This is a genomic window from Mucilaginibacter galii, from assembly GCF_014635825.1.
GTDB classification, from domain to species: Bacteria; Bacteroidota; Bacteroidia; order Sphingobacteriales; family Sphingobacteriaceae; genus Mucilaginibacter; species Mucilaginibacter galii.
Window position 1 is genome coordinate 140,949 of sequence record NZ_BMDO01000006.1, and the last position, 24,587, is coordinate 165,535.

The window sequence follows — 24,587 nt, forward strand, 5'->3', positions numbered from 1 at the left end:
AATAAGGTAAAAACTGAACCCCGTTTTTGTTTGCCATATCCTCACACAAAAGCACCTGTTAAAACGTTTACATTTGCAAGAAAAAATGCGTACATTTGCGCCCTAAAAATCTATTTGAAAAAGATATGAAATTATCTCAATTTAAATTCAACCTACCCGATTCACTGATTGCTCATAATCCGGCTGAAACCCGTGATGAGGCTCGTTTAATGGTGTTACACCGCGATTCGGGCAAAATTGAGCATAAAATATTCAAGGATGTTTTGGATTATTTTGATGATAAAGATGTAATGATCCTGAATAACACCAAAGTTTTCCCTGCCCGTATGTACGGTAATAAAGAGAAAACTGGTGCCACTATTGAAGTTTTTTTACTCCGCGAATTAAATAAAGAATTACGCTTATGGGACGTGTTAGTTGACCCGGCCCGTAAAATTCGCGTTGGTAATAAGTTATATTTCGGTGATGATGATCTTTTGGTTGCCGAGGTGGTTGATAACACTACATCGCGTGGCCGCACTATACGCTTTTTGTTTGATGGCACTGATGAGGAATTCCGCCGTAACGTGGAGATCCTGGGTGAAACTCCGCTGCCTAAATACATTAAACGTAAGGCTACCGCCGAAGATAAGGAGCGCTACCAAACCATTTTTGCTAAAAACGAAGGTGCTGTTGCAGCCCCTACTGCCGGTTTACACTTTAGCCGCGAGTTAATGAAACGCCTTGAACTTAAAGGTGTTGAATTTGCCGAGGTTACCCTGCACGTAGGCTTAGGTACTTTTCGCCCGGTTGAGGTAGAAGACTTAACCAAACACAAAATGGATTCAGAGCAGATCATCATCGAGCAAAAGCAAGCCGATATTGTGAACCGCGCTATTGAACGTAAAAGCCGTGTTTGTGCCGTGGGTACAACATCAATGCGCGCCATTGAATCGGCCGTATCGGCAAATAAAACGCTGAAATCGGTTAACGACTGGACCAGCAAGTTCATTTTCCCGCCGTACGATTTCAGTATCGCGAACTCTATGATCACTAACTTTCACACACCAGAGTCAACCTTGTTAATGATGGTGAGTGCCTTCGGTGGTTATGAAAATGTAATGAATGCCTACGAAGTTGCAGTAAAAGAGAAATACCGTTTCTACAGCTACGGCGATGCCATGCTGATGATATAAGTTTTTTGTTGATCTGAACTTTTCTACAGCAATGATATATCTTATAAAACGCTACCGGTAATCGGTGGCGTTTTTTATTAGCTTATATTTGCTAAATTTTTCTAAGTATGTCAACGTACGATCCTGCAACTTTCAACTTACAACGTTCAGCTAACACTCAAAAGCGTTTTGCAATTATAGTTGCAGGTGGCTCCGGCTCTCGTATGCGGTCGGCCGTTCCTAAACAATTTCTGTTACTTAATGGCTTACCAGTGCTTATGCATACCATGCAGGCTTTTCATAACAGCCATCCAAAGCCTCAAATTATTTTAGCGCTGCCCCAAAACTACCATGAATATTGGATACAGTTATGCGCCGATTATAAGTTTGCTCTACCCTACCAACTGGTAAGTGGTGGGCATACCAGGTTTCATTCTGTAAAAAATGCATTAGAATTAATTCCAAATGATGCCTTGGTTGCCATACATGATGCCGTACGTCCGCTAATCAGTTCAGCAATTATTGAAGATGCCTATTTACAGGCTACCAAACATGGTGCGGTGGTAGTAGCCGTAAAAAGCAGGGATTCAATAAGGCAATTAAAAAGTGGGGAAACTAAAAGCTTGTTACGTGATGAGATCTACCTTGTACAAACACCACAAACATTTAAAGCCAGCTTATTAAAAGAAGCCTACGAACACCCATACCAGGAAAGCTTTACAGATGATGCCAGCGTGGCAGAACAAGCCGGTTATGCCATACATATTGCGGAGGGCAGTTACCAAAACTTCAAGATAACTTTTCCTGAAGACATCGCCATTGCTGAATTATTAATGAAATAAAAAAAGCCTTCCAGCGCTAACCGGAAGGCTTATGTTGATCATGTTAAATTATGCTCTGCGGATAACCTTAAGCAAAATAACGATGATTGCAATTACCAGCAAAACGTGGATAATTCCACCATCGCCAAATGTGCCCAGGCCGTGGAATAAGAATCCCACTACCCAAAGAATGATTAGTATTACCGCGATCAAGTACAATAAATTTCCCATGATTTGTTTTTTTAAGTTAGATGTTAGTTAAGTTATGCTCTACGTATAACACCTAATAACAGCGCGATAATAGCAATTACCAGCAACACGTGGATAATGCCACCATCACCAAATGAACCCAGTCCATGGAATAGAAATCCTACCACCCATAATACGACTAATACTACAGCAATTAGATACAATATGCCTCTCATAACTTTAATTTTAAAATGTTTTTCGTTAGATAAATGTGTTTAATATTTACTTAACCAATACCACTCCAAAATGTTGTTAAAAAATAAAAAAACCTGCTTTAGGCAGGTTTTTTTATTTTAATACTCGTCTTCATTAAAGAAGAAATCATCCTTTGTAGGATAATCAGGCCATATCTCTTCAATATTTTCATAAGGTTCGCCATCGTCTTCCAAGGCCTGTAAGTTTTCTATAACTTCTACAGGTGCACCCGAACGGATAGCATAATCAATCAGTTCATCTTTAGTAGCAGGCCATGGTGCATCTTCCAGATGTGAAGCCAATTCAAGAGTCCAGTACATATGTTATAATTTTATTGTTGGGTTAATTATCACTTTTTTGCAAAAATATAATATTTTTATATGGTTTGTCAAATTATTTTTTCGATAATTTGTCACAATCTCGGTATCCATTTATTCTCTTCCAGATGCTGCTCCTGCCCTGTTTTACGTGCTAACATAAACAGGTAATCGCTCAACCTGTTTAAATATACAATAACTTTTTCATCAACAGAGCTTTCCTCGGCTAATTGTACCGTAATACGCTCGGCCCGGCGGCAAATACATCGTGCAATATGGCAATACGATACATCATTACTTCCACCCGGCAAAATAAAATGCTTTAAGGCAGGCAATAACCTTTCCATTGCATCCATCTCATTTTCCAATAGGCCAATGTCTTCCTGCTTTATATCCGGCAATACCATCCCCGGTTTATCTGGGTCAGCGGCTAATGATGCACCTATGGTAAACAGTCTATCCTGTATTTGTTTTATAATTTGTTTATCGTGTTGTAAAATATCCTGACAAGCAATTAAACCCAGGTACGAATTCAATTCATCAACAGTGCCGTAACTCTCTATCCGGATATGGTACTTGGGTACTCGGCTTCCTCCAATGAGCGAGGTCAAACCTTTATCGCCGGTTTTAGTATATATCTTCATATCCTGTGCAAATAAATAATTTTAATAATAATTTGATGCACTGTTAATAATTTTTAATGTTTACCGCAAATCCATAAGCTATGAAAACCACCCTATTTATAAGCAGATACAATAAAATCATAATTTTCATAGTCGGCGCGTCGCTGCTGCTGAGTTTTAGCTGTGGGAACGCAGTAAAAAACAAAGAAAATGCTATAGAAAAAAAGTCGGAAAAGCCGACAGTTACAGCAGCCGGTTTAATTACCGAGAAAATGTTTAACGAGCTGTTCCCACAACGTAATAGATTTTACACCTATCAATCTTTTATCAAAGCAATTAAAGAATTAGGCCAGGTTAAAATAAAAGTAACCCGCCGTGCGGTGTCGGTTTACCAGATCATTAGAACCGATAAAGCTACCGGCAAAGATTCTGTTGTACGCCAGGATGTTGATTGGAACGAAGCTTGGGCCAAAGCAAAACCCGACAGCAGCTTTGAGGTTGACTTTGGAAAGTTTTGTACAGAAAAAGATGCTATTACCAATAAGAAAGAACTGGCGGCCTTTTTTGCAAATATAGCACACGAAACCCGCGGTGGCACCGATGACACCTTTACCGACGGCCTGATGTATATTCACGAAAAAAACACATCGTTGCCTTATGTTGCCGAAAACGATGAGTATCCTCCCGTTCCGGGCAAAAAGTATTATGGCCGCGGACCAGTACAATTGAGCTATAACGGCAATTACGGCTATGCGGGCGATTGTATTTTAGGCGACGACAAGATATTGCTTAACAACCCCGACCTCATAGAAACCGACCCGGTGCTGGCTTTTAAAACGGCTATCTATTTTTGGATGACACCGCAAACCCATAAACCATCGGCCCATAATGTAATGGTAGGCGTTTGGCAGCCCAAAGCCAGCGATAAGGCTAAAAGACGCGCACCCGGCTTTGGTATGACCATTAACATTATTAATGGTGAAGTGGAGTGCAATAAAGGCGAAAATAATTACAGCATGAAAGACCGCATGAAATTTTACCAGTACTTTTTAGGCAAGTTAGGCGTACAGGATAGTGCCAACTGCTCATGCGGTAAAATGCAGCCGTATTTATATGGCGTGAATGAGTAAGAAGGAAAGAAACAAGAGATAAGAACCAAGAGCCAAGAATCGACTGTAAATAAGAAAGCCGCAGACACAATTTAATGTCTGCGGCTTTTTATCTTGTATGTTACTTACTCTGTTACCAGCACCCCATCGGCCATAATGGTCACATCCTTTTTAGGCTTGCTGATCTTGGCTATTTCTTTTTGGCTTTTTCCGGCGTCTGCCGCATAGTGGCGTAAACGTTCAACAGAGGTTTCGCTTACTTTAGCGGCTCCTTCAATCACTACTTTTTTACCAACAATATTTTGCGGCATAAAATACGCGTAATCTTTAAAACGTACCATGATATCTTCACCGTTGGCTTGTTTCAGTTTAATGAAGCAGCCTTTTTTGGTGCAAACTTCGGTAACTTCGCCGGCAACTTTCCCTGTATAAATCGTATCTTTTTTTAATTCCTGGTTTAAGCTTGCTAAGGTAATCGCCTTATCCTTTGTTACTGCCTTGCCATAAGTTACCCCGGCAGCAGCAGGTTTAATAGCACTTTGTTGTGCGTAAGTAGTAGCAGCTAATAATATAGCGGCTACCCATAAAGTTAATGCTTTCATATACAGTTTATTGTTGGCCTAAAGGTATTAAATATTTAAATATCAGTATTCATATTTTACAGTAAGACTTATCGATCAGCATTTTAATAAAATGGGATAAATTGAACTTATTGTATCTACTCCGTAACCCCGCTCTCCAAACCATACTCTCCGTTCTCCATCCACCCTTTACCCTCCGTAAAACGAGCGATCATCATGGCAGCAACCGTATCGCCGGTGGAGTTTAGCAAGGTGGCCATAGGGTCTACCAATGTGCCTATGATCATGGCGGGAGGTAATGCCTCGGGCGGAAAACCGTACGCAGCAATAAACAGCAATTCGCCCACATAGCCACCATTGGGGATGCCCCCCTCAACCACGCTTACCAAAACGGTCATGGCCAGGGCCAATAAAACAACATCGGCACTGTTAAAGCTTTTGCCAAACAAGGCAAACACTACCGCCATTTTAATAATAGACGAAATACTCGAACCATCTTTATGGAGTGTACCACCTAACGGGATGGTTACATTGGCTATTACATCGGGGATGCCTATCTTCTTGGCAGCATCCATATTGGCAGGTATAGTAGCAATACTGCTACAGGTACCTACTGCCGTGGCCGAAGGAATAATATTATTACGCCAAAACTTTTGCATCCCCTTTACACCTCCGGCTATGAAAGCATATACGCTAAATATTACTACAAAATAAAAGGCACCAGTAGCATAATACAACCCTAACGACCGCGCATATGCACCAAACAACTGCGGCCCAAAAACGCCGACTTGGTAAGCAAAGTAAGCGCCTAAACCAACCGGCCCCAGTTTCATAATAATGATAAACACCTGCTTAAACACCTCATTACCACCATGCAAAAAACGGGTAAAAGCTGTACCCTTTTCACCACTACGCAAAGCAGCAAAGCCAATAATCACCGAAAATATGATCATGGCCAACATGCTTTTGCGCGATAGCAACTCGTAAAATTCGCCTGTAGTAAACAAGGCGGTAATTTGGTTACCTATTGGCTGCGGGTTAACTTTTTCAGTAAGTATAGCGCCGGTAAGCTGTTCATGAACCGGAAACAGCCACACGGCTATCATGGTTAGGCAGGCAGCTACAATCACCGTTCCCAAAAAAACCAGGCACATCACTCCCATAATGCGGCTAAGCTTTTTACCCGGCTCCAAGCCTGCTATGGCCGACGATATAGCGAAGAACACCAACGGGATAACGGCTGTAAACAAAAGGTTTAAAAAAATATCGCCAATGGGTTTGAGCACTTCTATCTTTTTACCTAATGCCAGCCCGGCAACACTGCCGCATAAAATGCCGGTAAGCAGCCAAATAATGCCTTTATAGTTCTTGTAAAAATTATTCATGTCCTGTTGCTAAATGTAGTAAAAAGCCTTGGCTTAGCCTTTGGGTGTTTAATGATAATTGCTTTTCCCAGTTTCCTGTAATAACAAATATTTACGAGGGCCATTTTTTGTTAATTTCGCCATAAGCTATAGCATTATGAAAAACATCTACCTTGGCATATTACTCGCATTAATTAGCTTAAACTCATCAGCTCAAAAATGGAATATTGAAAATACTCCAGGGCCTTCAAAAAAGGTGGCTATTACTACCGACGAAGGCACTTGGATGAATGTAGATGTTAGCCCCGACGGCAAAACCATAGCCTTTGATTTACTTGGTGATATTTATACCATACCCGTAACCGGCGGAAAAGCAACCTTGCTAAGCGGCGGCCGTGCATGGGATGTGCAACCGCGCTTTAGCCCCGATGGTAAAACTATTGCCTACACCAGCGACCACGATGGTGGCGATAACATTTGGATTATGGGAGCCGAGGGCGCCGGTAAGCACCCGGTAACAAAAGAAACCTTCAGGCTATTAAACAACCCTTACTGGACACCCGACGGACAGTACCTCGTGGCCCGCAAGCACTTTACGGCTTCGCGCTCTTTAGGTGCAGGCGAAATTTGGTTGTACCACAAAAGCGGCGGGGAAGGCGTTCAGTTAACCAAGCGCAAAAATGACCAGCAGGATGTTGGGGAACCCATCGTATCGCCTAAAGGAACGTATGTTTATTGGAGCGAAGACGTAACTCCCGGCCCAAATTTTCAATATAATAAAGATCCTAACCAGGGCATATATGCCATTAAACGTTTAAACCGTCAAACCGGGCAAATAGAAACGGTAAACGGCGGCAGCGGTGGTGCATGCAGGCCACAAATATCGCCTGATGGTAAGCTGATGGCTTTTGTAAAACGGGTGCGTTTAAAATCGGTGCTATACGTTCATAATTTGAGCACCGGCGAAGAATACCCGGTTTATGATGGCCTTACCCACGATCAGCAGGAAACATGGGCCGTATTTGGCACCTACCCTAATTTTAATTGGACGCCCGATAACCAGCATTTGATATTTTATGCTAAAGGTAAAATCTGGAACCTTGACATTACCACGCTCAATGCCGTAAATATTCCATTTGAGGTTACCTCGCAGCAAACCATTACCGAAGCTTTGCATTTTCCGCAAAAGGTATATCAGGATGAATTTACGGTACGAATGATACGCCAGTTAACCACATCGCCCGATGGTAAGCGTGTTGCTTTTAATGCAGCCGGTTACATTTATATTAAAGATTTGCCCAATGGCAAGCCCGAACGTATAACCACTACTGCCGAGTTTGAATATGAACCATCTTTCAGCCCCGATGGCAAGCAACTTACTTACACCACCTGGAGCGATGAACTCAAGGGTTCTGTCAATACCATCGACCTGGCTACCCGCCATGTAACACGCTTAACGGCAGACAGGGGTTTCTATTACACACCGTCCTTCAGCAACAAAGGCGACAAAATAGTTTACCGCAAAGGTGAGGGAAACGATGTGCTGGGTTATGCCTTCGGTAAAAATCCGGGGATTTATATGGTGCTGGCAACCGGTGGCGCGGCCCAATGTATTCTTAACAATGGTATCAGGCCGCAATTCTCGGCAGATGACAGCAAACTTTATTATCAAAGTACCGAAGACGGCAAGAAGGCTTTTAAGGTAATTGACCTGAACAGCCCGGGTATGGCGCCTAAAACGCTATACACCTCAACCTACGCAACACAGTTTACACCCAGTCCTGATGGTAAGTGGATGGCTTTTACGGAACTATACAACTGCTACATTACGCCGCTAACTTATACCGGCACTGCGCAGGAACTTACGGCTACTAACAAGGCCCTGCCGCTTACCCGCCTTACCCGCGATGCCTGCACTTACCTGCATTGGAGTAAAGACAGCCAAAAGCTGCTCTGGACCTTAGGACCCAAATACTATACTCGCGACATTCGCACCACATTTGCTTTTATTGACAATAACGATAAAATAATTATTGCCGATACAGCGGGCATAGATATAGGCTTAAGGTTAAAATCAGATCAACCCAGTGGCAAAATAGCTTTCACCAATGCCCGCATTATAACCATGAAGGGCGATGAGGTAATTGAAAAAGGGACGATTGTGATTGACCGTAATGTGATCATGGCTGTTGGTAAAGATGTACAGCCTCCGGCCGATGCTAAAGTTTACAATGTGGCTGGTAAAACCATTATACCCGGTTTAATAGATGTGCACGGACATTTGGGCGTAAGCCCCGACGGTATTTCGCCGCAGCAAGACTGGCATTACTTTGCTAATTTGGCTTATGGTGTTACCACCTCACACGACCCATCAAGCAACACGGAAATGGTGTTTAGCCAATCGGAAATGTTGAAGGCCGGCCGCATGGTTGGTCCACGGGTTTACTCCACCGGCACTATCTTGTATGGTGCTGATGGCGACGTTAAAGTGGTGATCAACAGCATTGATGATGCACGTTCCAATCTACGCCGGTTAAAGGCTGTAGGTGCATTTTCGGTAAAAAGCTATAACCAACCCCGCCGAGAACAGCGGCAGCAAATTGTAGAAGCAGCACGCGAATTACAAATGGAAGTGGTACCCGAAGGCGGCTCTACATTTTTTACCAATATGAATATGATAGCCGATGGTCACACCGGCATTGAGCACAACATCCCTGTTTGGCCTGTTTATAAAGATGTGAAAAGCTTTTGGAACGCCAGTAAAACGGCCTATACACCCACACTTATTGTAAGTTACGGCACCCAGTTTGGCGAAAACTACTGGTATGACCGCAGCGAGGTTTGGAAAAATGAGCACCTGCTAAGTTTCACCCCTCCGGCCATTATTGATGCCCGTTCACGCAGGAGAACCACCTCAGAATATGGCGACTACGGACATATTGATGCAGCAAAAGCAGTTAAACAAATTGCCGATGGCGGCACCAAAGTTAACTTGGGAGCTCATGGACAATTACAGGGCTTAGGTGCTCATTGGGAGCTTTGGATGCTGGGTCAGGGTGGCTTTACCCCTATGCAAGCTTTACGCAGTGCTACTTTAAATGGCGCCGCTTACCTGGGCATGGATAAAGAAATCGGCTCATTAGAAGTCGGCAAGCTGGCCGATTTGGTAGTACTTAACCAAAACCCTTTAGATGATATACGCAACAGCGACCATATTAAGTATGTAATGGTAAATGGCCGCTTATACGATTCGGACTCGATGAATGAAACAGGAAATAGCGAAAAGCCTCGACTGCGCTTTTGGTGGCAGCTTAACCGCGGCGATATGATGAATATGCCTGTTGGGAATACGGAAACCTATTTATTTGGTAGCGGCGACGGAGAAAATTAATGACAACGTTTATTAGCTGCTTAGAAAATGATAGAGCATGACTATACCTTCAATTTCAAAAAATGGCGTGAACTTATTTATTAGCTTAACTATGATATAAAAATGTCTTTAAACAGATTTACAGAAGCACAGGCTAAAAATTACGCTGATGCTTTAGCCGAAATTAAAAATGGCAAAAAGAGTACGCACTGGATGTGGTACGTTTTCCCGCAAATACAGGGCTTAGGCAATAGCGAGTTTGCACGATTTTATGCTATTAAAGATATAGAAGAAGCAAAAGTATATTTAGCGCACCCGGTTTTGAGCGAACGGTTAATTGAGATCAGTAAAGCCATGCTGGAACTGGACGGCAACGATGCTTATGCTATATTGGGTAGCCCTGATGAAATGAAATTACAATCGAGCATGACCTTGTTTTCGCTGGTGCCCAATGCCGATCCGGTTTTTGATGAAGTTTTGCAGAAGTATTATCATGGCGAAAAAGATTCTAAGACTTTACGAATACTTTTGAAGTAGTGCTTTACCGCACTACTTCAAGAGTTTAAAAGCCGTGCAGCAACCATTCATAGAACGCCGGAAAATCATCGTGCCACTGCTGTTCGTTATGGCCCGCACCCGGTATAATTTGAATGGATACCTGTCTTTCGTTAGCAACTTTGCCTTTAACAATTTCTGCCATGCCTTGCATATCGCCTACCATATCTTCACTCTCGGCATCGCCGCAAACAAAGTAGAAGCGGGAGTTGGTAAGCGTATCTTGCCCCAAGACAAAGGCATAAATATCTTTGGCTAACCAAAAAGCAGGCGAAAAGACACCGGCGTTACCAAATACTTCCGGATGCTTTATAGCTGCGTATGCCGTTATCAAGCCTCCCATAGAACTGCCTGCAATAGCAGTATGCCGAGCATCTGCCTGGGTACGGTAATGAGTATCGATAAAAGGCTTGAGGGTATTTACTAAAAAATCCGTGTAAGCATCACCTTTCCCTTCGCCATGCTCTTCCGAATCATAAGGACAATATTCGTTTATGCGACTTTCCTCGCCATGATCTACCGCTACTATGATACAGGCGTTGTGGTAAAAACGTTCATCCATCACCTCGTCAACTGCCCATTCCTGGTGACTCGCTGTATACTGGTCGAACAGGTTTTGACCATCGTGCATGTATATGACGGGATAATGCTTGCCAGAGTGCTCGTAATCGGCCGGCAAGTATAGCCATACTCTTCTATCGGTTTGTAGTTCGGGCATGTTAAAATGCTCGTCTAAAATTTGTACCTGAGGGCTTGCGGTGTGTTGCTGTTCATCAGCTTGTATATACTGTTCTTGTTCGGTTTCCATTATCATCACTTAGATGCAGCAATGAGCAATAGCCTTGCCAAACTTGAACATTGAGTAAAGTATCACGTCTCTTCTATACGGAATAAATGCCTAAGGCAATAAGATATTTCTGTTGAATTATATAAACCATTAAAATAACAAAAGGTCGATAGCAAGCTATCGACCTTTTGTTCATGTGTACTAAGCCGGTTAGCGGCTGCTAATGTCGTTATAATCCAAATCAGTGGCACCGGTATAAATTTGACGCGGGCGACCAATTGGTTCTTTATTTTCTTTCATTTCTTTCCATTGGGCGATCCAGCCTGGCAGGCGGCCTAAAGCAAAAAGTACAGTGAACATATCGGTTGGGAAGCCTAATGCACGGTAGATGATACCCGAGTAAAAATCTACGTTAGGGTAAAGCTTACGCTCTACAAAGTATGGGTCTTTCAGAGCTACTTCCTCCAAACGTTTGGCAATTTCCAACACCTCATCTTGTACACCTAAGTTCTCTAATATATCGTCACAAGCTTTTTTGATGATCTTGGCACGTGGGTCAAAGTTTTTATAAACACGGTGACCAAAGCCCATTAAGCGGAAAGGATCGTTTTTATCTTTCGCTTTATTTATCCATTTATCGGTATCGCCACCATCTTCTTTAATTTGCTCCAGCATTTCTATAACAGCTTGGTTAGCACCACCATGCAGCGGTCCCCACAATGCAGATATACCAGCCGAAATAGAAGCGTACAGATTTGCATCCGAAGAACCTACGATACGAACGGTAGAAGCCGAGCAGTTTTGTTCATGATCGGCATGCAGTATCAGCAACTTGTTCATGGCGCTTATCACCACCGGGTTAATTTCGTACTGTTCAGTAGGCTGACTAAAAGTCATGTACATGAAGTTGGTAACGTAATCAAACTTGTTCTTAGGATAGTTAACAGGATGCCCTAAAGATTTTTTATAGATCCAGGATACAATAGTGCTCATTTTAGCAATAAGCTTGTGTATTTCAAGGTCAACAATCTCAGCGCTTAAGCCGGGCTCTAACGACTCGGGGTTGAAAGCAGCCAACGCGCCAATTAATGAAGACAACTGCCCCATAGGGTGAGATTTTGACGGAAAACCATCAAAAAACTTCTTCATGTCTTCATGAACCAGTGTGTGACGGTTAATTTCAAACTGAAATTTATCCAGTTGTTCTGTTGTAGGCAACTTTCCATAAATTAGCAGGTAAGCTACCTCAATAAACGTTGATTTTTCGGCCAGCTGCTCAATAGGATAACCACGGTATTTTAAAATACCCTGCTCCCCGTCTAAAAAGGTGATGGCACTTTTGGTGGCACCTGTATTTTTATAACCAATATCTAAAGTAATGTAGCCGGTCAGATCGCGAAGTTTGGATATATCCAGTGCTTTTTCGTTTTCTGTACCTTCTATAACAGGCAAATCATAAGTTTTATCACCGATTTTTAGTTGTGCTGTCTCCGACATAGAAATAATTAGTTGTATCCGCAGCAAATGTAAATAAATATGCCATTAATCATGTTTGCGGATGAGGTTTATCACGTAAAAATTACCCTAAATTAATAGAATAAACAGGTAATTGTTTGCTATTATTTTACAGTACACTACGAGGCTACTGTTGTAATTATGGTTTACTTAATCTCTTCCTTCACTTCACCGCACTCCAGCATCTCATCACCGTAATAAGGGTTCTTAATTTCTTTTTGTGCCGAGAGCCAGTAACCGCCTTTACCCTCATTAGTCATAGGGCAATACGCCACATAAATAGGCGATTGCGGGTTTTTAATACCTTTTACCAACGGTATTACATCTTGGCTTACCTGTAAAAAAAGTGTGCGTTGAGATTTAATATCATTAGTGGCAGCCATTTTAGTAGCCAGTTCTTCTGCTTCCTTACAACCCTTAATGGCACTAAGCGTTTGGGCAAGGCTATCTGCCGATTGCTGCACTGCTTTGCCATCGGTTTTAACCAAGTGATCCTTCACTTTAAGGTAAGCGTTGTATACTTTGGCGGTATCGGTAAGTTGAGCGTTGCTCGTAGCATCTTTAGTGTCGGTTATGGTTTCGCTTTTTTTGCCTGATGGTTGGCAAGCGCTTAGTAATGCTATGACACTTATAAAAAGATATTTTTTCATGGTAGCTGAAAATGATTAATACTTGCTAAGGTACTAATTTGAGACGGATTGCGAAATTAGCCTACCTGCAATGCCGCTGTAAAGGCGTCTGGCTCATCAATACTTAATACTATGCTGTTAACTATTATAGGGCTGCGGTATAACCTGCTTACTGTTACCGGTTGTTTAAACCTGAGATAAAGGTTAGCGCTACTTTTGATGATTGCGCCTTTAAAACAGTTCTCTTCCGGCTCATAATCATAGCTGAGTTTGGTGATCGTTTCAATATTCCCGAGGCAGGTGTGCGCACGCCATCGCATACCTGTACGCAGCAACAATTGTTTTTCCAAAATAAGCACCGGGTTTTTACTAATAGCAACCATATCGGCCAGCAAGAACAACATTCCATAAGCACTTAAAGCACTTACTATAATTGCTGCCTTAGCGCTATATTGCATTAGCAGCAAATGAACGGCAAAAAGTTCTACCAACATTACAAATAGCAGCACACCAAACAAAGCCATATAACCGGATTCCCTGTGCGTAGTGAAACGCTTTGCCCCAAGTGAAACAAACGTGCTTTTCATCCACCAAAATAAGCCGAAACGTAAAACCGTTAACTCACAAGCCAGCATGCGTATGGTAAACGTATTACCAAGTACTGCAATTATGCTTTGCTGCATATGATAAGCCCCATCTGGCAGTTCAGTTTGTAAGCGCTGGTATTCTTGCCTTATCTTGTTGAACTTTGATATAGCATAGGCAATAACAGCCAACTCCACTAAAACAGAAACTTTACGTAATTGAAGTACGTAGTGCTGTTGTTGCAGGGGCAGCACCATATAAGCCACAGCACTACAGCATGTAAAAACCAACAACAGTTTCCATATACTATACTTAAAAGGCTTGATGATTAAATAGTAATAAGCAACCGGAAAAGTGATTAGCATATCGGCCAGTAAACCGTTGGCTACGCTGTTTCGCTTAGGTACGCTAATGCGATGTAGCATATATGACCCGCCCACAAATAATAAGATAGCAAATAAGGCAATGATAAATGCATTTCTTTTGTGATTTGATTGGGGATGCGTTTGTAAAGCCATGATATGTAAAAATAGTTTTTTTATGGCTACTATTAAGCCTAACACAAAAAAGCCCTTTAGAAGAACTAAAGGGCTTAATATTTATTTTACTGCATTTATATTACCATCTGCCGTGGCCGCGACCGTGATGACGGTAATGTACAACCCTACGAGGACCATAGTAACCATAATCGCGACGCACAATTACCGGACGATTGTAATAGACTTCTCTTACCGGATAACGGCGATAAACCGGGCGCTCAACCACTACTACACGTCGTGGTTCGCGATATACGGGTCCGCTATAATAACCGGGACTACCAATATTGATACCAATATGGCCACTTACCTGTGCCTTGGCGGCGCTAAAACTCATCAGGGATACTATAAGTGCTGCTAAAAATGTAATCCGTTTCATAGTCTTGTATTTACTTTGTTAAAAATAAACGCTTTCGCATTGTTTGTTATATAGGTAAGACGATGAACTTTAAAGATGGTTTAGCACAACCAAACTACTTTTTACAACTTTTATGTTAGTAAATTAAAAATCAGCACATTGAAAATACATTTAACATTTCTGAAACGTTAATGAATTATAAAAAATATTGAAAATTTATTTAGATAGGCAGGGTATTTAACTACAAGGGTCGCAGTTAATAATCATGGCATTGTAAAACAAGGATATCTTTATCCGTAACAATTATGCCCAAACATTTAGCCTTTAGAACGGCTGAGAAAATTAAATAATACGAGTGGGTTAACCACTGGGGACAATTACAAAAAACACCGGAATAATAATATCCCGGCGTTTTTTGTTATATGATTAGCTCCAACGACCACCGCCGCCACCGCCACGGTTGTTATCTTTAGAATAGCCACCGCCGCTGCCGCCACGACTTCCGCCGCCGCTGCCGCCACCATAGCCACCGCCACCACGGTTACCACCGCCGAAGCCGCCACCACCACCACCACGACGATCACCGCCGCTGCTTGGTTTTCTTTCTTCAGCCTGGCTAACTGCAATGCTTCTGCCGCTAACTTCAGCACCATTTAAGCCAGCAATGGCTTTCTGGGCTGCTTCGTCATCAGGCATTTCAACAAAGCCAAAACCTTTGCTTCTACCGGTTTCTCTGTCAGAGATTAATTTCACTGAGCTTACCTCTCCGTATGCTTCAAAGAGTTCTTTTAAATCTGCTTCCTCTAAGCGATAAGGAAGGCTTCCTACAAAAATGTTCATCAATTTTTAAATTACAATTTTCAAGCATGGTTGCTTAACAACGCAATTAACATAAAAATTTCTGTATTTGTTCATTATTTGTGCTTATAAAAAAAATAAATTTTAATTATCAATAAAATCTCCAATTTATGTCCTTTTTGACATTCAAAAACCCTTAAATAATAGGTTCTTAACAAGTAATTTTTGTGCTTTTAACAATTATATAATTCAAATTAAAGCATAAATACAGCTTTGTAAACTTGTTAACTGCAGAGCTAATCCCTCCTACTCTATTCTTCTACTAAAATTCCCTTACATAAAATTACAACTTAATAATTAGTTGTATAAATAATATATATATTAGGTGAAAAATCTATTACGCTTATTAACAATGGTAACGATCAAAAAAACAATGCTGGTTTGTGCATTGTCGGCAGTTTGCGCTATGCCAGTAATGGCACAAAAAGCTGCGGCAAAAAAACCTGCTGTCAAAACACCGCCGGCACCTGTTAAGGTAACTTCTGTAGAAGGTATTACCGAATACAAACTGGCCAACGGTATGCGCGTGCTCCTGTTCCCCGATCAGTCGAAGCAAACCGCTACCGTAAACATTACCTACCTAGTAGGCTCTAAATTTGAAAACTATGGTGAAACCGGCATGGCCCACTTGCTGGAACATATGGTTTTTAAAGGCACACCAAAGCACCGCAACGTTCCGCAGGAACTGAATGCCCATGGCGCCGACTTTAACGGAACAACCTGGTTAGACCGCACCAACTACTACGAAACCTTTACGTCTAACGATGAAAACCTGAACTGGGCGCTCGATTTAGAAGCTGATCGTATGGTTAATTCTTTTATTGCTAAAACTGAGCTGGACAAAGAATTTAGCGTAGTACGCAATGAAATGGAATCGGGCGAGAATAGCCCGCAGCGCGTATTGAACGAGCGCGTAATATCAACCATGTTCTTATGGCACAATTACGGTAAATCTACCATTGGTAACCGTGCCGATGTTGAGAAAGTACCTATTGACCGCTTACAAGCCTTTTACCATAAATATTACCAGCCCGATAATTCGGTGTTAACTATTGCCGGTAAATTTGACCAGACGAAAACGCTGGCTGCCATTAATCAAAAATTTGGAACTATTCCTAAGCCGGCACGCGTATTACCTGCCAACTATACGGTTGAGCCAACGCAAGATGGTGAACGTATGGTTACACTACGTCGTGTAGGCGATATTCAGGCTATTAGTGCGGGTTACCACGTACCATCGGGCCCTCACCCCGATACTCAGCCATTAAACGTGTTAGTGGGCTTACTAACAGATCAGCCTTCGGGCCGTTTATATAAAAACCTTATTGAAAGCAAAAAAGCGACCAGTGTAGGCGGAGGCGACTATGAAACCGCCGATCCGGGTGTGGCTATATTTGATGTTGATGTTCCTAAAGATAAAAGCCTGGATGAAGCCAAAGAGATCTTGTTGAACACTATCGAAAAATTTTCGGCCGAGAAGCCAACTGCACCCGAGGTTGAGCGTATTCGCAACAAGCAACTTAAAAACATTGAACTTGCTTTAAACTCATCACAAAATGTGGGCTTAAACCTGAGCGAGTATATTGCCCAGGGCGACTGGCGCTTATTATTTTACACCCGCGACCAGTTGAAAAATGTTACCCCGGGCGATGTGGTACGTGTGGCCGATAAATATTTCAAGCCATCAAACCGTACCTTAGGCGTATTTATCCCAACCGAGAAGCCAGACCGTGCCGAAATACCGGCTACGCCAGATCTGGCCGCTATGCTAAAAGGCTATACCGGTTCTCAAACCATTGCCCAGGGCGAAGCATTTGATGCCTCTCCGGCCAATATTCAAAAACGCTTGGTTACTACTAAAGTAGGCGGCATTACGCTAAATATGCTTACCAAGCAAACCCGTGGTGAATCGGTTATTGCTACCATGAGTTTTTACTTTGGAACCGAAGCTGCATTGCAAAATAAGGGCCTTACGGCTTCTTTAACTGCAGCCATGCTAAATAAAGGCACTAAAAGCAAGACCCGCCAGCAAATACAAGATGAGTTAGACAGACTTAAAGCCCGCGTTGGTTTTGGTGGCAGCGCTAATAATCTTTCGGTAAGCATTGAAGCTAACAAGACCAACTTCCCGGCGGTATTAAAATTGGTTTCAGAAATACTGAAAGAAGCAACATTCCCTGGCGAAGAGTTGGAAAAATTGAAGCAACAGCGCATAGCAGCGGTTGAGCAACAACGCAGCGAGCCTACAAACATTGCAGTAAATGAACTGCAACGTTACATGAATCCTTACGCAAAAACAGACCCGCGTTATGTTCCAAGCATCGACGAATCTATAGAAATGACTAAAGCCGTGAGTGAAGGCGATGTAAAAAGCTATTACAAAGATTTCTATGGCGCATCTAATGGGTACGTTTCTATTGTCGGAGATTTTGATGCTGCACAGGCTAAGAGTTTAATTACCCAGGAGTTCGGTAGCTGGAAAAGTCCACAAGCTTTTTCACGCCTTATACCTAAACGTAAAGACTTTGCCCCGCTAATCAAAAACATTGAGACACCAGACAAAGCCAACGCATTTTTCTTCGCTATTCAACCTTTGCAGATAAGCACTAAAGATGCCGATTATCCTGCACTTTTAATGGCCGACTATATTATAGGTGGTGGTGCTTTGAACTCAAGGATGGCTAACCGTATCCGTCAAAAAGAAGGTATTAGCTATGGTGTAGGTTCGGGCCTTTCAGCTGGCTATTTTGATCAGAACACCGGTATGGAGCAATTTTACGCCATATATGCCCCTGAAAATGCAAGCCGCTTAGATGCTGCCTTTAAAGAGGAAGTTGATAAAGCTGTTAAAGAAGGATTTACCGACCAGGAAGTGGCCGAAGCTAAAAAAGGTTACCTGCAATCGCGCAGTGTTAGTCTTGCTCAAGATAACGCATTGGCAGGCACGTTAAATACTTACGCTTACTATGGCGAAAATATCGCTTTCTGGCAAAAGCTGGACGATGCTGTTAGTAAATTAACTACCGCCCAAATTAATGCTGCTGCTAAAAAATATTACGATAGCAGTAAAATTAGTATTATAAAGGCAGGCGACTTTGCCAAAAAGAAAGCCGCTGAAGCTAAATAATCATTATTTATTAATACCAAGCCGCAGTTATTTACTGCGGCTTTTTTTATGACTGTATTTTTTCACATTAAAATTGTTAGAGCTATAAAGCGTAAGAAATCAGGTTTTTAAACAACTGTTTGAATTAAAATTTCATGGTTATTCATTATCATTGTGATACATAAGCAGCTTGCTGTAACTGTAGAATTAAAACATTATTGAATTTAAGTTATATTTGCAGCCAAAATATTGAGTAAAGGTGAAGATTGTAGTAATTGAGGATAACCCCGACATCAGTGAAATAATGGATTATATCCTCAAAGACGACGGTTACGAAGTAATCTCCTCTGAAGATGGCACCATTGCCGAACAGTTTAGCGAGATAAAACCCGACCTTGTTTTAATGGACGAATTATTGCCGGGAAAACGCGGCAGCGAGTGGTGTAAGTACATTAAAACCGATCCAGAACTAAAGCATATTCCTGTGGTACTGGTTTCAACCATGCCTAACCTCGAACAACTGGCAGAAAAAAGCGGCGCCGACGGCTTTGTTGAAAAGCCATTCAACATCAGCAACTTAGGCCGTATTATCCGCTCATTTTCTGAAAAACAAGGAAAATAAGAAAATCATTTACCGTAATAAGACACAGGATTACGATTGCTTCATTTGATAAATTATCAATTTCACATAAATTTTGTTTTTACTAACAAAACGCATGGTGCTGGGTTTACTATAACGAATATTCAGCCAACACTATGAAAATGATCAAAAACACTTATCAGCACATTGCTATAATACTGTCTGTATTGAGTTTATGCACAGCCTGCCAAAGTTCGGCAAAGAAAAACACTGGCGGCGACACTACGCAAACCAAAGGAAAAAAAGGAAAGATTTCTAAACGCACCCAAGACGGCTGTTACCTGTATACCAGCGGCAATAAAATGCAAGACACCCTATATGTACAGTTACATATTCAGGACAACAAGGTAAGCGGTAAAATGACTAACGAAATTTTTGAGAAAGACAGCCGTAAAGGTACCTTAACCGGCACCATGAACACCGATAAGAGCATTAATGCCATATGGGCCTTTATGCAGGAAGGTGTTAAAGATACCATGGCAGTTGAATTTAGGTTAAACCATACCAGCTTACTTCAAAAACCGCTGAAAGCCGATGCAGCTACAGGCCGACAAATAACAGATCATGCTGCACCTTATTCCATTGAATTAAAGCCTACAGATTGCAATAAATAGAACAAAGCACTTTAAATAGCACTTTACAAGATATTTAAAAGACATAAAAAGCATAATCATTTAATGATTATGCTTTTTATGTATATCCTTAACTAAACAAAGCTTTTTAATCTCCGATTTCTTGATCACGAAGGGTGAATATTTTAAGCGGCCGGCAATCATTTCAGTAGTATTGTCGGAGTGGGCAATCACTTCGTCGTCTTTATCGGTAGCTAATAGGCGCTTGTACATGCGGTAATCGCCCCATTCAATGTAATAAACCTCACCGGGCAATATCTTTTTGTCATGGATGATTTTTAACGCCACCCAGCAACCATTCTCCAGGTAGGGGTACATAGAGTGCCCCCATACAGGCAAGGCAAAGTCGCAATCTTCAATGCCAGGGAAATACATATGCCCTACCGGCTGGGTATCGTTTATATCGTTATACACCTCAACACCCGAGGCAGTGGCAATTACCTCGTACATAGGTATACCTACAAACTGCTTTTTCACAGGATCATTAACCCTCGATACAGATTTGCCATCTAAATATTCTTGAAATTTTTCTTTAAATATACGAAGTTTCTCTGTATCAATATTTTGCCTGCTCTTTATTATTTCTGTAATTGAGCTGGGCGAGTTAAAACCCAACGTTTCAGCCAGTTCTGCATTATTACTAAATGCCTTTCCTTTAAGCTGATTGTACAGTATAATAAACTCCAAAGTTTCCGGGCGTACAGTTTTAATTTTACCGATCTTCTGCTGACTGTCCATACACGAATAAATAATGTTGATAACTTTCTTTACTTAAATACAGATATTTCTTTATATTTGTTCTGTAATAATTCAAAGAAATACAAAAAAATTGAATTATGCAAATCAGAGATCATTTAGAGCTAATTATCAATAAAAAATTGTAAAACGGAAATATCATATTTTATAAAAGATGCACCTTGCTTATTCATCACTCCGCAACATTAATGAAAACGACCAATCCAACAAACCATCTTTTACTAAGAAGGCACGACAGCTCCGATACCAGGGCTACCAGGCGGCCTGCGAAAAGTACCAGAACGAAATAGCGACTATTCAACAATACCTTCCCGGTTGGAAACCTGCATTTAGGTAGCCTTACAGATAGCTATTAGTTACAGCATAATCATCTGCTAACCATTACTAACCACACAATACTTATTCAACATGATAAAGCTTAATCAGAAAACACGTAACCAGCTTTGGTGGCTCATTATTTCGGTAGACTATACCTATAGCCGTATTGCCATTGCCGACCATGAAATTAACGGGCAAACCCTAACCTTGTGGTTGGAAGACAAACAGGATTACAAAAATACGTTGGATGAATGCCTGCAGCTTCACATACCGGTTAGCCATTTAACCAAACTTATTAAGGCCGAAAACATGAACAGCTATGAGGGAACCAAGATGCATCCTACCAAGAAGTATGTTTACACTACTCAAATTCCTATTAGCTCGCCCATGCATTGGTACACTAATGATGCCAGTACCACAGAGCAACAATGGGCGAGAGAAGCCTTGTTGAAGAGTATTCTTACACAATTGGTAGAAACCGAAACGTATAGTTACGAATTAGATTTTTAATAACTATGCCAATTGGCAACAGTATCATAAATCCACACTTTGGGTGCTTAACCGTTTTTCGAAAGCCATGAAAAGAAGTCCGGGCTTTTTATGCAAAGTAATTTCACCACCCAAACTGTAGCCTATCTTTAAAAATAGATTTTGCATAAGCCTGTTTACCGTATTGGTATCTAAACGGATGAGATCAACACCTTGTTCTCGCGCCACTACTTCGCACTGGTGCAATAAGGCAGCAGCAATACCCTTACCTTGAAAATCGGGGCTTACTGCCAAACGGTGTGCAACCACAGCAGGCTCTGTAATGTCCCAGCCTGGCACCTGCGCATATTCAGGCTCTTGCTCATTTACAATGGCAATTACACCAGCTATTTGACCATCAAAGTCGGCTACCCATAACTGTCCCTTATGCACGTCATTGGTAAACACCTCATCATTAGGGTAAGTATTATCCCATTGCAAATTGCCGGCGGCCTGCATTACAGGCACTACCTGCGCCACCAGTTGGGTAATAGGCCCGATATCTTGTAAAGTAGCTAAACGTATGATCATGTGGTCAGTAGTCAGTAGTCAGTAGTCAGTAGTCAGTAGTCAGTAGTCAAATTTGCTAAGCGGAATGTGGTTTTAATAAATGCAATTGATTTATGTACAATATACAATGCCCGCACCCCGATCCTCACACCTCAAAGCTAAAACTGTCCCTCTTCTTCCTTAGCGGGGCGGCCAACTTCAACCAGTTCTTCGGTGTGTTCTTCGGCCTGTTGCGCGGTGGCATAATTAAGTTTACGAAAGCGCCATATAGCAAAAGCAGGTTCCTGGAAACGATTGATGAGTTTAAAGAATTTTGGGAAATTATGTACCTCCTCGAGCAGTACACCAGTCACAATGCCGTTATTATCTAAGATCTCGCGTAGGGTATATTCTTTATCTTTAGTAATCCAAATTTCAAAATCGCGACGGATCTCTTCAGCTTTATCGGCGTCAATTTTATCGTTAATGCAAATTACTTTATCTCCGGGTCTCATATGTATTGCAAAGGTGGCAATTACTTTATTTGTTTCAGAATATAGGCGACAATTTTTTTATGTCTTAGTTTTTCAACTTAAATCCGTTCGACACACGACTGTTTACAAACAACAAATTGCTAAAAATATTTGCATTTATCAATTATTTTTACTACTTTTACACTCTCCAATATGCCAATCGGCACTCCTATCATAATGAAGCACAAATACATTTTATTCAGCAAGGTTGAACAGATCAGCCATCGCATTGCCGACTATTTTAAATGGATAGAAGGCGAATACCATACTCAACTATTACCATTTAAGCCTACGGCTAAAAGCCCGCCCGAAATGCGCGAGCAAAAGGTTTGGGATCGCGAACCACAGCCCCCTACCCTCAGCGGTTTGGCTTTTCACCTTGGGTTCGATAGCCTGCAAGCTTTTGAAGCTTACGAAAAAAACGGCCGTTTTGCGGCTATAGCCCAGCGGGCACGGCTCAAAATTGAAAGCGAGTACGAAAAAATGCTCCACCATCAACCAGCTACCGGCGCCATATTTGCCTTAAAAAGCTTAGGGTGGATGGAAAAACAAACTGTCAAGTCGCCCGAGTTTACACCGGCCGAATCTACCCTCAAAATAGAGATCATACCCACAGGCCCGGCACCGGCATCTTGCGAGCAGGATGTAAAAGTTTAACATGAAAACATCGCTACTTTTTCAACATAATTATGAAGCCAGCCACCATGTAGTTGTAAACCAGGGAGGTACCAGTTCGGGCAAAACCTATGCTATAGAACAGGTACTATTTACACTGGCCTGCCAAAATACCCGCCAGGTTATAACCATTGTAGGGCAAGATATACCTAACCTCAAAGCAGGCGCCATGCGCGATGCGCAAAGCATTGTGAGCCACAGCCCTCACATACAAAGCATGATCCGGACATTCAATAAATCTGACCGGGTATATGAGTTTCACAACGGCTCCATTATTGAATTTAAGAGCTATGACGACGCCCAGGATGCCAAAAGCGGTAAGCGCGATTACTTATTCGTAAACGAAGCCAATGGATTTAGCTGGGATGTATACAACGAACTGGCCCTGCGCACCCGGAAGCGAATTTTTTTGGATTATAACCCCAACGCCGCATTTTGGGTACACGACAGGCTAATTGGCAAAGAGGATGTACAACTGCTGATCTCCGACCACAGGCATAATCCGTTTTTGGATGATAATACGCATCAAAAAATAGAAAGTATACGCAACGAGGATGAAGAACAGTGGAAAGTTTATGCCCGCGGTTTAACCGGAAAAGTGACGGGCCTTGTATTTACCAATTGGCTGCTGTGCGATGCCATACCGCAACAGGCCAGGCGCCTGGCTTATGGTTTAGATTTTGGCTATACTAACGACCAAACCGGTTTACTGGAAGTATACCTGCAAAACGGCGAACTATGGGTAAATGAACTCCTTTATGAAACCAGCCTTACTAACCAGGATATAGACCAGCGCATGCAGGCGGCAGGCATCAGTAAAAACACCGAAATTGTGGCCGACAGCGCCGAGCCCAAATCAATTGAAGAACTGCGTAGATTAGGCTGGAATATGGCCGGTGCTCAAAAAGGCGGCGACAGTATTTTAAACTCCATAGACATTTTGCGCCGATACCGCATCAATGTTACCCGCCAGAGCACTAACTTGCGTAAAGAATTGAGCCGGTATCAATGGAAAACAGACACCACGGGCAGGCCCCTAAACGTACCTACCGACACCTGGAACCACCTGATTGACCCTTTGCGTTATGTGGCCTTGAATAAGCTCAAGATCAGCTCTACAGGCAAAATGCGCTCACGTATGCCATGGAAAGCACCAGTTGTGCAACAGGATGATGTAATGGGATTGGCGTAAGGCTGTTCAAAATTTAATGTCATGCTGAACTTGTTTCAGCAACCCACGCGCTAAGCTGCACATCTTCCTTAACAAGTTTAATAGTTTTTACCGTCAACTTTTCTGGTGGGAT

The 24,587-nt window shown here is 42.0% G+C and carries 26 protein-coding genes; 11 read left to right on the top strand and 15 right to left on the bottom strand.

Annotated features, from left to right (window positions below; all coding sequences use genetic code 11):
• The first annotated feature begins 125 nt into the window (after positions 1-125).
• Both queA and IEV61_RS12050 read left to right on the top strand, forming a co-directional pair.
• A complete protein-coding gene (gene queA, locus IEV61_RS12045) occupies positions 126-1,175 on the top strand; it encodes a tRNA preQ1(34) S-adenosylmethionine ribosyltransferase-isomerase QueA (RefSeq protein WP_188416992.1) in 1,050 nt (349 codons plus the stop codon).
• 107 nt (positions 1,176-1,282) lie between these two features.
• Positions 1,283-1,996: a 2-C-methyl-D-erythritol 4-phosphate cytidylyltransferase gene (locus IEV61_RS12050; protein WP_188416994.1), complete on the top strand. Its 714-nt coding sequence runs from the start codon at positions 1,283-1,285 to the stop codon at positions 1,994-1,996.
• Positions 1,997-2,044: 48 nt separating this feature from the next.
• Here IEV61_RS12050 and IEV61_RS12055 read toward each other — a convergent pair whose 3' ends face one another.
• The 4 genes from IEV61_RS12055 to IEV61_RS12070 all read right to left on the bottom strand — a co-directional run bounded on the left by IEV61_RS12055 (position 2,045) and on the right by IEV61_RS12070 (position 3,380).
• Entirely contained in the window at positions 2,045-2,206 is a 162-nt protein-coding gene (locus IEV61_RS12055; RefSeq protein ID WP_188416996.1) for a lmo0937 family membrane protein, read from the bottom strand.
• Between the two features lie 32 nt (positions 2,207-2,238).
• A complete protein-coding gene (locus IEV61_RS12060) occupies positions 2,239-2,400 on the bottom strand; it encodes a lmo0937 family membrane protein (RefSeq protein ID WP_188416998.1) in 162 nt (53 codons plus the stop codon).
• Positions 2,401-2,517: 117 nt separating this feature from the next.
• Positions 2,518-2,739: a DUF2795 domain-containing protein gene (locus IEV61_RS12065; protein WP_002996718.1), complete on the bottom strand. Its 222-nt coding sequence runs from the start codon at positions 2,737-2,739 to the stop codon at positions 2,518-2,520.
• Positions 2,740-2,831: 92 nt separating this feature from the next.
• Positions 2,832-3,380, bottom strand: coding sequence for a cob(I)yrinic acid a,c-diamide adenosyltransferase (locus IEV61_RS12070; protein ID WP_188417000.1), 549 nt, complete (start codon positions 3,378-3,380; stop codon positions 2,832-2,834).
• 80 nt (positions 3,381-3,460) lie between these two features.
• On the opposite strand from IEV61_RS12070, the gene IEV61_RS12075 reads away from it, so the two are divergent.
• On the top strand, positions 3,461-4,489 hold the full coding sequence (locus tag IEV61_RS12075; RefSeq protein ID WP_188417008.1) for a chitinase: 1,029 nt from the start codon (positions 3,461-3,463) through the stop codon (positions 4,487-4,489).
• A 104-nt stretch (positions 4,490-4,593) separates the two neighbouring features.
• Here the strand turns inward: IEV61_RS12075 and IEV61_RS12080 are convergent, their stop codons facing one another.
• A complete protein-coding gene (locus IEV61_RS12080; protein ID WP_188417010.1) occupies positions 4,594-5,070 on the bottom strand; it encodes a DUF4920 domain-containing protein in 477 nt (158 codons plus the stop codon).
• A gap of 116 nt (positions 5,071-5,186) precedes the next feature.
• Positions 5,187-6,434 carry a dicarboxylate/amino acid:cation symporter gene (locus IEV61_RS12085; RefSeq protein ID WP_188417012.1) on the bottom strand — a complete coding sequence of 416 codons (1,248 nt, stop codon included), beginning with the start codon at positions 6,432-6,434 and terminating at the stop codon, positions 5,187-5,189.
• A 136-nt stretch (positions 6,435-6,570) separates the two neighbouring features.
• On the opposite strand from IEV61_RS12085, the gene IEV61_RS12090 reads away from it, so the two are divergent.
• Complete coding sequence (locus tag IEV61_RS12090; RefSeq protein ID WP_188417014.1) at positions 6,571-9,804, top strand: amidohydrolase family protein; 3,234 nt, start codon at positions 6,571-6,573, stop codon at positions 9,802-9,804.
• A 102-nt stretch (positions 9,805-9,906) separates the two neighbouring features.
• The gene (locus IEV61_RS12095; protein ID WP_188417016.1) at positions 9,907-10,320 is read left to right on the top strand and encodes a DUF1810 domain-containing protein; all 414 of its coding nucleotides are present in this window, start codon (positions 9,907-9,909) and stop codon (positions 10,318-10,320) included.
• Positions 10,321-10,345: 25 nt separating this feature from the next.
• Here IEV61_RS12095 and IEV61_RS12100 read toward each other — a convergent pair whose 3' ends face one another.
• From IEV61_RS12100 to rbp, 6 genes are all read right to left on the bottom strand, one after another.
• On the bottom strand, positions 10,346-11,146 hold the full coding sequence (locus IEV61_RS12100) for an alpha/beta hydrolase (RefSeq protein ID WP_188417018.1): 801 nt from the start codon (positions 11,144-11,146) through the stop codon (positions 10,346-10,348).
• 189 nt (positions 11,147-11,335) lie between these two features.
• Positions 11,336-12,622, bottom strand: coding sequence for a citrate synthase (locus IEV61_RS12105; RefSeq protein WP_188417022.1), 1,287 nt, complete (start codon positions 12,620-12,622; stop codon positions 11,336-11,338).
• 164 nt (positions 12,623-12,786) lie between these two features.
• Positions 12,787-13,290: a DUF3347 domain-containing protein gene (locus IEV61_RS12110; RefSeq protein ID WP_188417023.1), complete on the bottom strand. Its 504-nt coding sequence runs from the start codon at positions 13,288-13,290 to the stop codon at positions 12,787-12,789.
• 56 nt (positions 13,291-13,346) lie between these two features.
• Positions 13,347-14,372: a hypothetical protein gene (locus IEV61_RS12115; RefSeq protein ID WP_188417024.1), complete on the bottom strand. Its 1,026-nt coding sequence runs from the start codon at positions 14,370-14,372 to the stop codon at positions 13,347-13,349.
• A gap of 100 nt (positions 14,373-14,472) precedes the next feature.
• Entirely contained in the window at positions 14,473-14,769 is a 297-nt protein-coding gene (locus IEV61_RS12120) for a hypothetical protein (RefSeq protein ID WP_188417025.1), read from the bottom strand.
• A gap of 405 nt (positions 14,770-15,174) precedes the next feature.
• The gene (gene rbp / locus IEV61_RS20690) at positions 15,175-15,588 is read right to left on the bottom strand and encodes an RNA-binding regulator (RefSeq protein WP_188417026.1); all 414 of its coding nucleotides are present in this window, start codon (positions 15,586-15,588) and stop codon (positions 15,175-15,177) included.
• A gap of 370 nt (positions 15,589-15,958) precedes the next feature.
• Between rbp and IEV61_RS12130 the strand changes: the two genes are divergently transcribed.
• The 3 genes from IEV61_RS12130 to IEV61_RS12140 all read left to right on the top strand — a co-directional run bounded on the left by IEV61_RS12130 (position 15,959) and on the right by IEV61_RS12140 (position 19,966).
• On the top strand, positions 15,959-18,733 hold the full coding sequence (locus IEV61_RS12130) for a M16 family metallopeptidase (protein ID WP_188417027.1): 2,775 nt from the start codon (positions 15,959-15,961) through the stop codon (positions 18,731-18,733).
• A 238-nt stretch (positions 18,734-18,971) separates the two neighbouring features.
• The gene (locus IEV61_RS12135; RefSeq protein ID WP_188417030.1) at positions 18,972-19,334 is read left to right on the top strand and encodes a response regulator; all 363 of its coding nucleotides are present in this window, start codon (positions 18,972-18,974) and stop codon (positions 19,332-19,334) included.
• Positions 19,335-19,468: 134 nt separating this feature from the next.
• Entirely contained in the window at positions 19,469-19,966 is a 498-nt protein-coding gene (locus IEV61_RS12140) for a hypothetical protein (protein WP_188417032.1), read from the top strand.
• 60 nt (positions 19,967-20,026) lie between these two features.
• On the opposite strand, the gene IEV61_RS12145 is transcribed toward IEV61_RS12140, so the two are convergent.
• Positions 20,027-20,722: a S24 family peptidase gene (locus IEV61_RS12145; RefSeq protein ID WP_188417034.1), complete on the bottom strand. Its 696-nt coding sequence runs from the start codon at positions 20,720-20,722 to the stop codon at positions 20,027-20,029.
• A 426-nt stretch (positions 20,723-21,148) separates the two neighbouring features.
• Here IEV61_RS12145 and IEV61_RS12150 point away from each other — a divergent pair, with 426 nt between their 5' ends.
• Positions 21,149-21,568: a hypothetical protein gene (locus tag IEV61_RS12150; protein WP_188417036.1), complete on the top strand. Its 420-nt coding sequence runs from the start codon at positions 21,149-21,151 to the stop codon at positions 21,566-21,568.
• Between the two features lie 24 nt (positions 21,569-21,592).
• On the opposite strand, the gene IEV61_RS12155 is transcribed toward IEV61_RS12150, so the two are convergent.
• Positions 21,593-22,117 carry a GNAT family N-acetyltransferase gene (locus IEV61_RS12155; RefSeq protein WP_188417038.1) on the bottom strand — a complete coding sequence of 175 codons (525 nt, stop codon included), beginning with the start codon at positions 22,115-22,117 and terminating at the stop codon, positions 21,593-21,595.
• Positions 22,118-22,254: 137 nt separating this feature from the next.
• On the bottom strand, positions 22,255-22,590 hold the full coding sequence (locus IEV61_RS12160) for a hypothetical protein (protein WP_188417040.1): 336 nt from the start codon (positions 22,588-22,590) through the stop codon (positions 22,255-22,257).
• A 195-nt stretch (positions 22,591-22,785) separates the two neighbouring features.
• Here IEV61_RS12160 and IEV61_RS12165 point away from each other — a divergent pair, with 195 nt between their 5' ends.
• Together IEV61_RS12165 and IEV61_RS12170 are read left to right on the top strand one after the other, a co-directional pair.
• Entirely contained in the window at positions 22,786-23,265 is a 480-nt protein-coding gene (locus IEV61_RS12165) for a terminase small subunit (RefSeq protein WP_188417042.1), read from the top strand.
• A gap of 1 nt (position 23,266) precedes the next feature.
• A complete protein-coding gene (locus tag IEV61_RS12170; protein WP_188417044.1) occupies positions 23,267-24,475 on the top strand; it encodes a PBSX family phage terminase large subunit in 1,209 nt (402 codons plus the stop codon).
• Positions 24,476-24,587 lie beyond the last annotated feature (112 nt).

Coding starts and splice junctions, on each gene's coding strand:
- queA (WP_188416992.1), top strand. CDS start 126: ATGAAATTATCTCAATTTAAATTCAACCTACCCGATTCACTGATTGCT.
- IEV61_RS12050 (WP_188416994.1), top strand. CDS start 1,283: ATGTCAACGTACGATCCTGCAACTTTCAACTTACAACGTTCAGCTAAC.
- IEV61_RS12055 (WP_188416996.1), bottom strand. CDS start 2,206: ATGGGAAATTTATTGTACTTGATCGCGGTAATACTAATCATTCTTTGG.
- IEV61_RS12060 (WP_188416998.1), bottom strand. CDS start 2,400: ATGAGAGGCATATTGTATCTAATTGCTGTAGTATTAGTCGTATTATGG.
- IEV61_RS12065 (WP_002996718.1), bottom strand. CDS start 2,739: ATGTACTGGACTCTTGAATTGGCTTCACATCTGGAAGATGCACCATGG.
- IEV61_RS12070 (WP_188417000.1), bottom strand. CDS start 3,380: ATGAAGATATATACTAAAACCGGCGATAAAGGTTTGACCTCGCTCATT.
- IEV61_RS12075 (WP_188417008.1), top strand. CDS start 3,461: ATGAAAACCACCCTATTTATAAGCAGATACAATAAAATCATAATTTTC.
- IEV61_RS12080 (WP_188417010.1), bottom strand. CDS start 5,070: ATGAAAGCATTAACTTTATGGGTAGCCGCTATATTATTAGCTGCTACT.
- IEV61_RS12085 (WP_188417012.1), bottom strand. CDS start 6,434: ATGAATAATTTTTACAAGAACTATAAAGGCATTATTTGGCTGCTTACC.
- IEV61_RS12090 (WP_188417014.1), top strand. CDS start 6,571: ATGAAAAACATCTACCTTGGCATATTACTCGCATTAATTAGCTTAAAC.
- IEV61_RS12095 (WP_188417016.1), top strand. CDS start 9,907: ATGTCTTTAAACAGATTTACAGAAGCACAGGCTAAAAATTACGCTGAT.
- IEV61_RS12100 (WP_188417018.1), bottom strand. CDS start 11,146: ATGGAAACCGAACAAGAACAGTATATACAAGCTGATGAACAGCAACAC.
- IEV61_RS12105 (WP_188417022.1), bottom strand. CDS start 12,622: ATGTCGGAGACAGCACAACTAAAAATCGGTGATAAAACTTATGATTTG.
- IEV61_RS12110 (WP_188417023.1), bottom strand. CDS start 13,290: ATGAAAAAATATCTTTTTATAAGTGTCATAGCATTACTAAGCGCTTGC.
- IEV61_RS12115 (WP_188417024.1), bottom strand. CDS start 14,372: ATGGCTTTACAAACGCATCCCCAATCAAATCACAAAAGAAATGCATTT.
- IEV61_RS12120 (WP_188417025.1), bottom strand. CDS start 14,769: ATGAAACGGATTACATTTTTAGCAGCACTTATAGTATCCCTGATGAGT.
- rbp (WP_188417026.1), bottom strand. CDS start 15,588: ATGAACATTTTTGTAGGAAGCCTTCCTTATCGCTTAGAGGAAGCAGAT.
- IEV61_RS12130 (WP_188417027.1), top strand. CDS start 15,959: ATGGTAACGATCAAAAAAACAATGCTGGTTTGTGCATTGTCGGCAGTT.
- IEV61_RS12140 (WP_188417032.1), top strand. CDS start 19,469: ATGAAAATGATCAAAAACACTTATCAGCACATTGCTATAATACTGTCT.
- IEV61_RS12145 (WP_188417034.1), bottom strand. CDS start 20,722: ATGGACAGTCAGCAGAAGATCGGTAAAATTAAAACTGTACGCCCGGAA.
- IEV61_RS12150 (WP_188417036.1), top strand. CDS start 21,149: ATGATAAAGCTTAATCAGAAAACACGTAACCAGCTTTGGTGGCTCATT.
- IEV61_RS12155 (WP_188417038.1), bottom strand. CDS start 22,117: ATGATCATACGTTTAGCTACTTTACAAGATATCGGGCCTATTACCCAA.
- IEV61_RS12160 (WP_188417040.1), bottom strand. CDS start 22,590: ATGAGACCCGGAGATAAAGTAATTTGCATTAACGATAAAATTGACGCC.
- IEV61_RS12165 (WP_188417042.1), top strand. CDS start 22,786: ATGAAGCACAAATACATTTTATTCAGCAAGGTTGAACAGATCAGCCAT.
- IEV61_RS12170 (WP_188417044.1), top strand. CDS start 23,267: ATGAAAACATCGCTACTTTTTCAACATAATTATGAAGCCAGCCACCAT.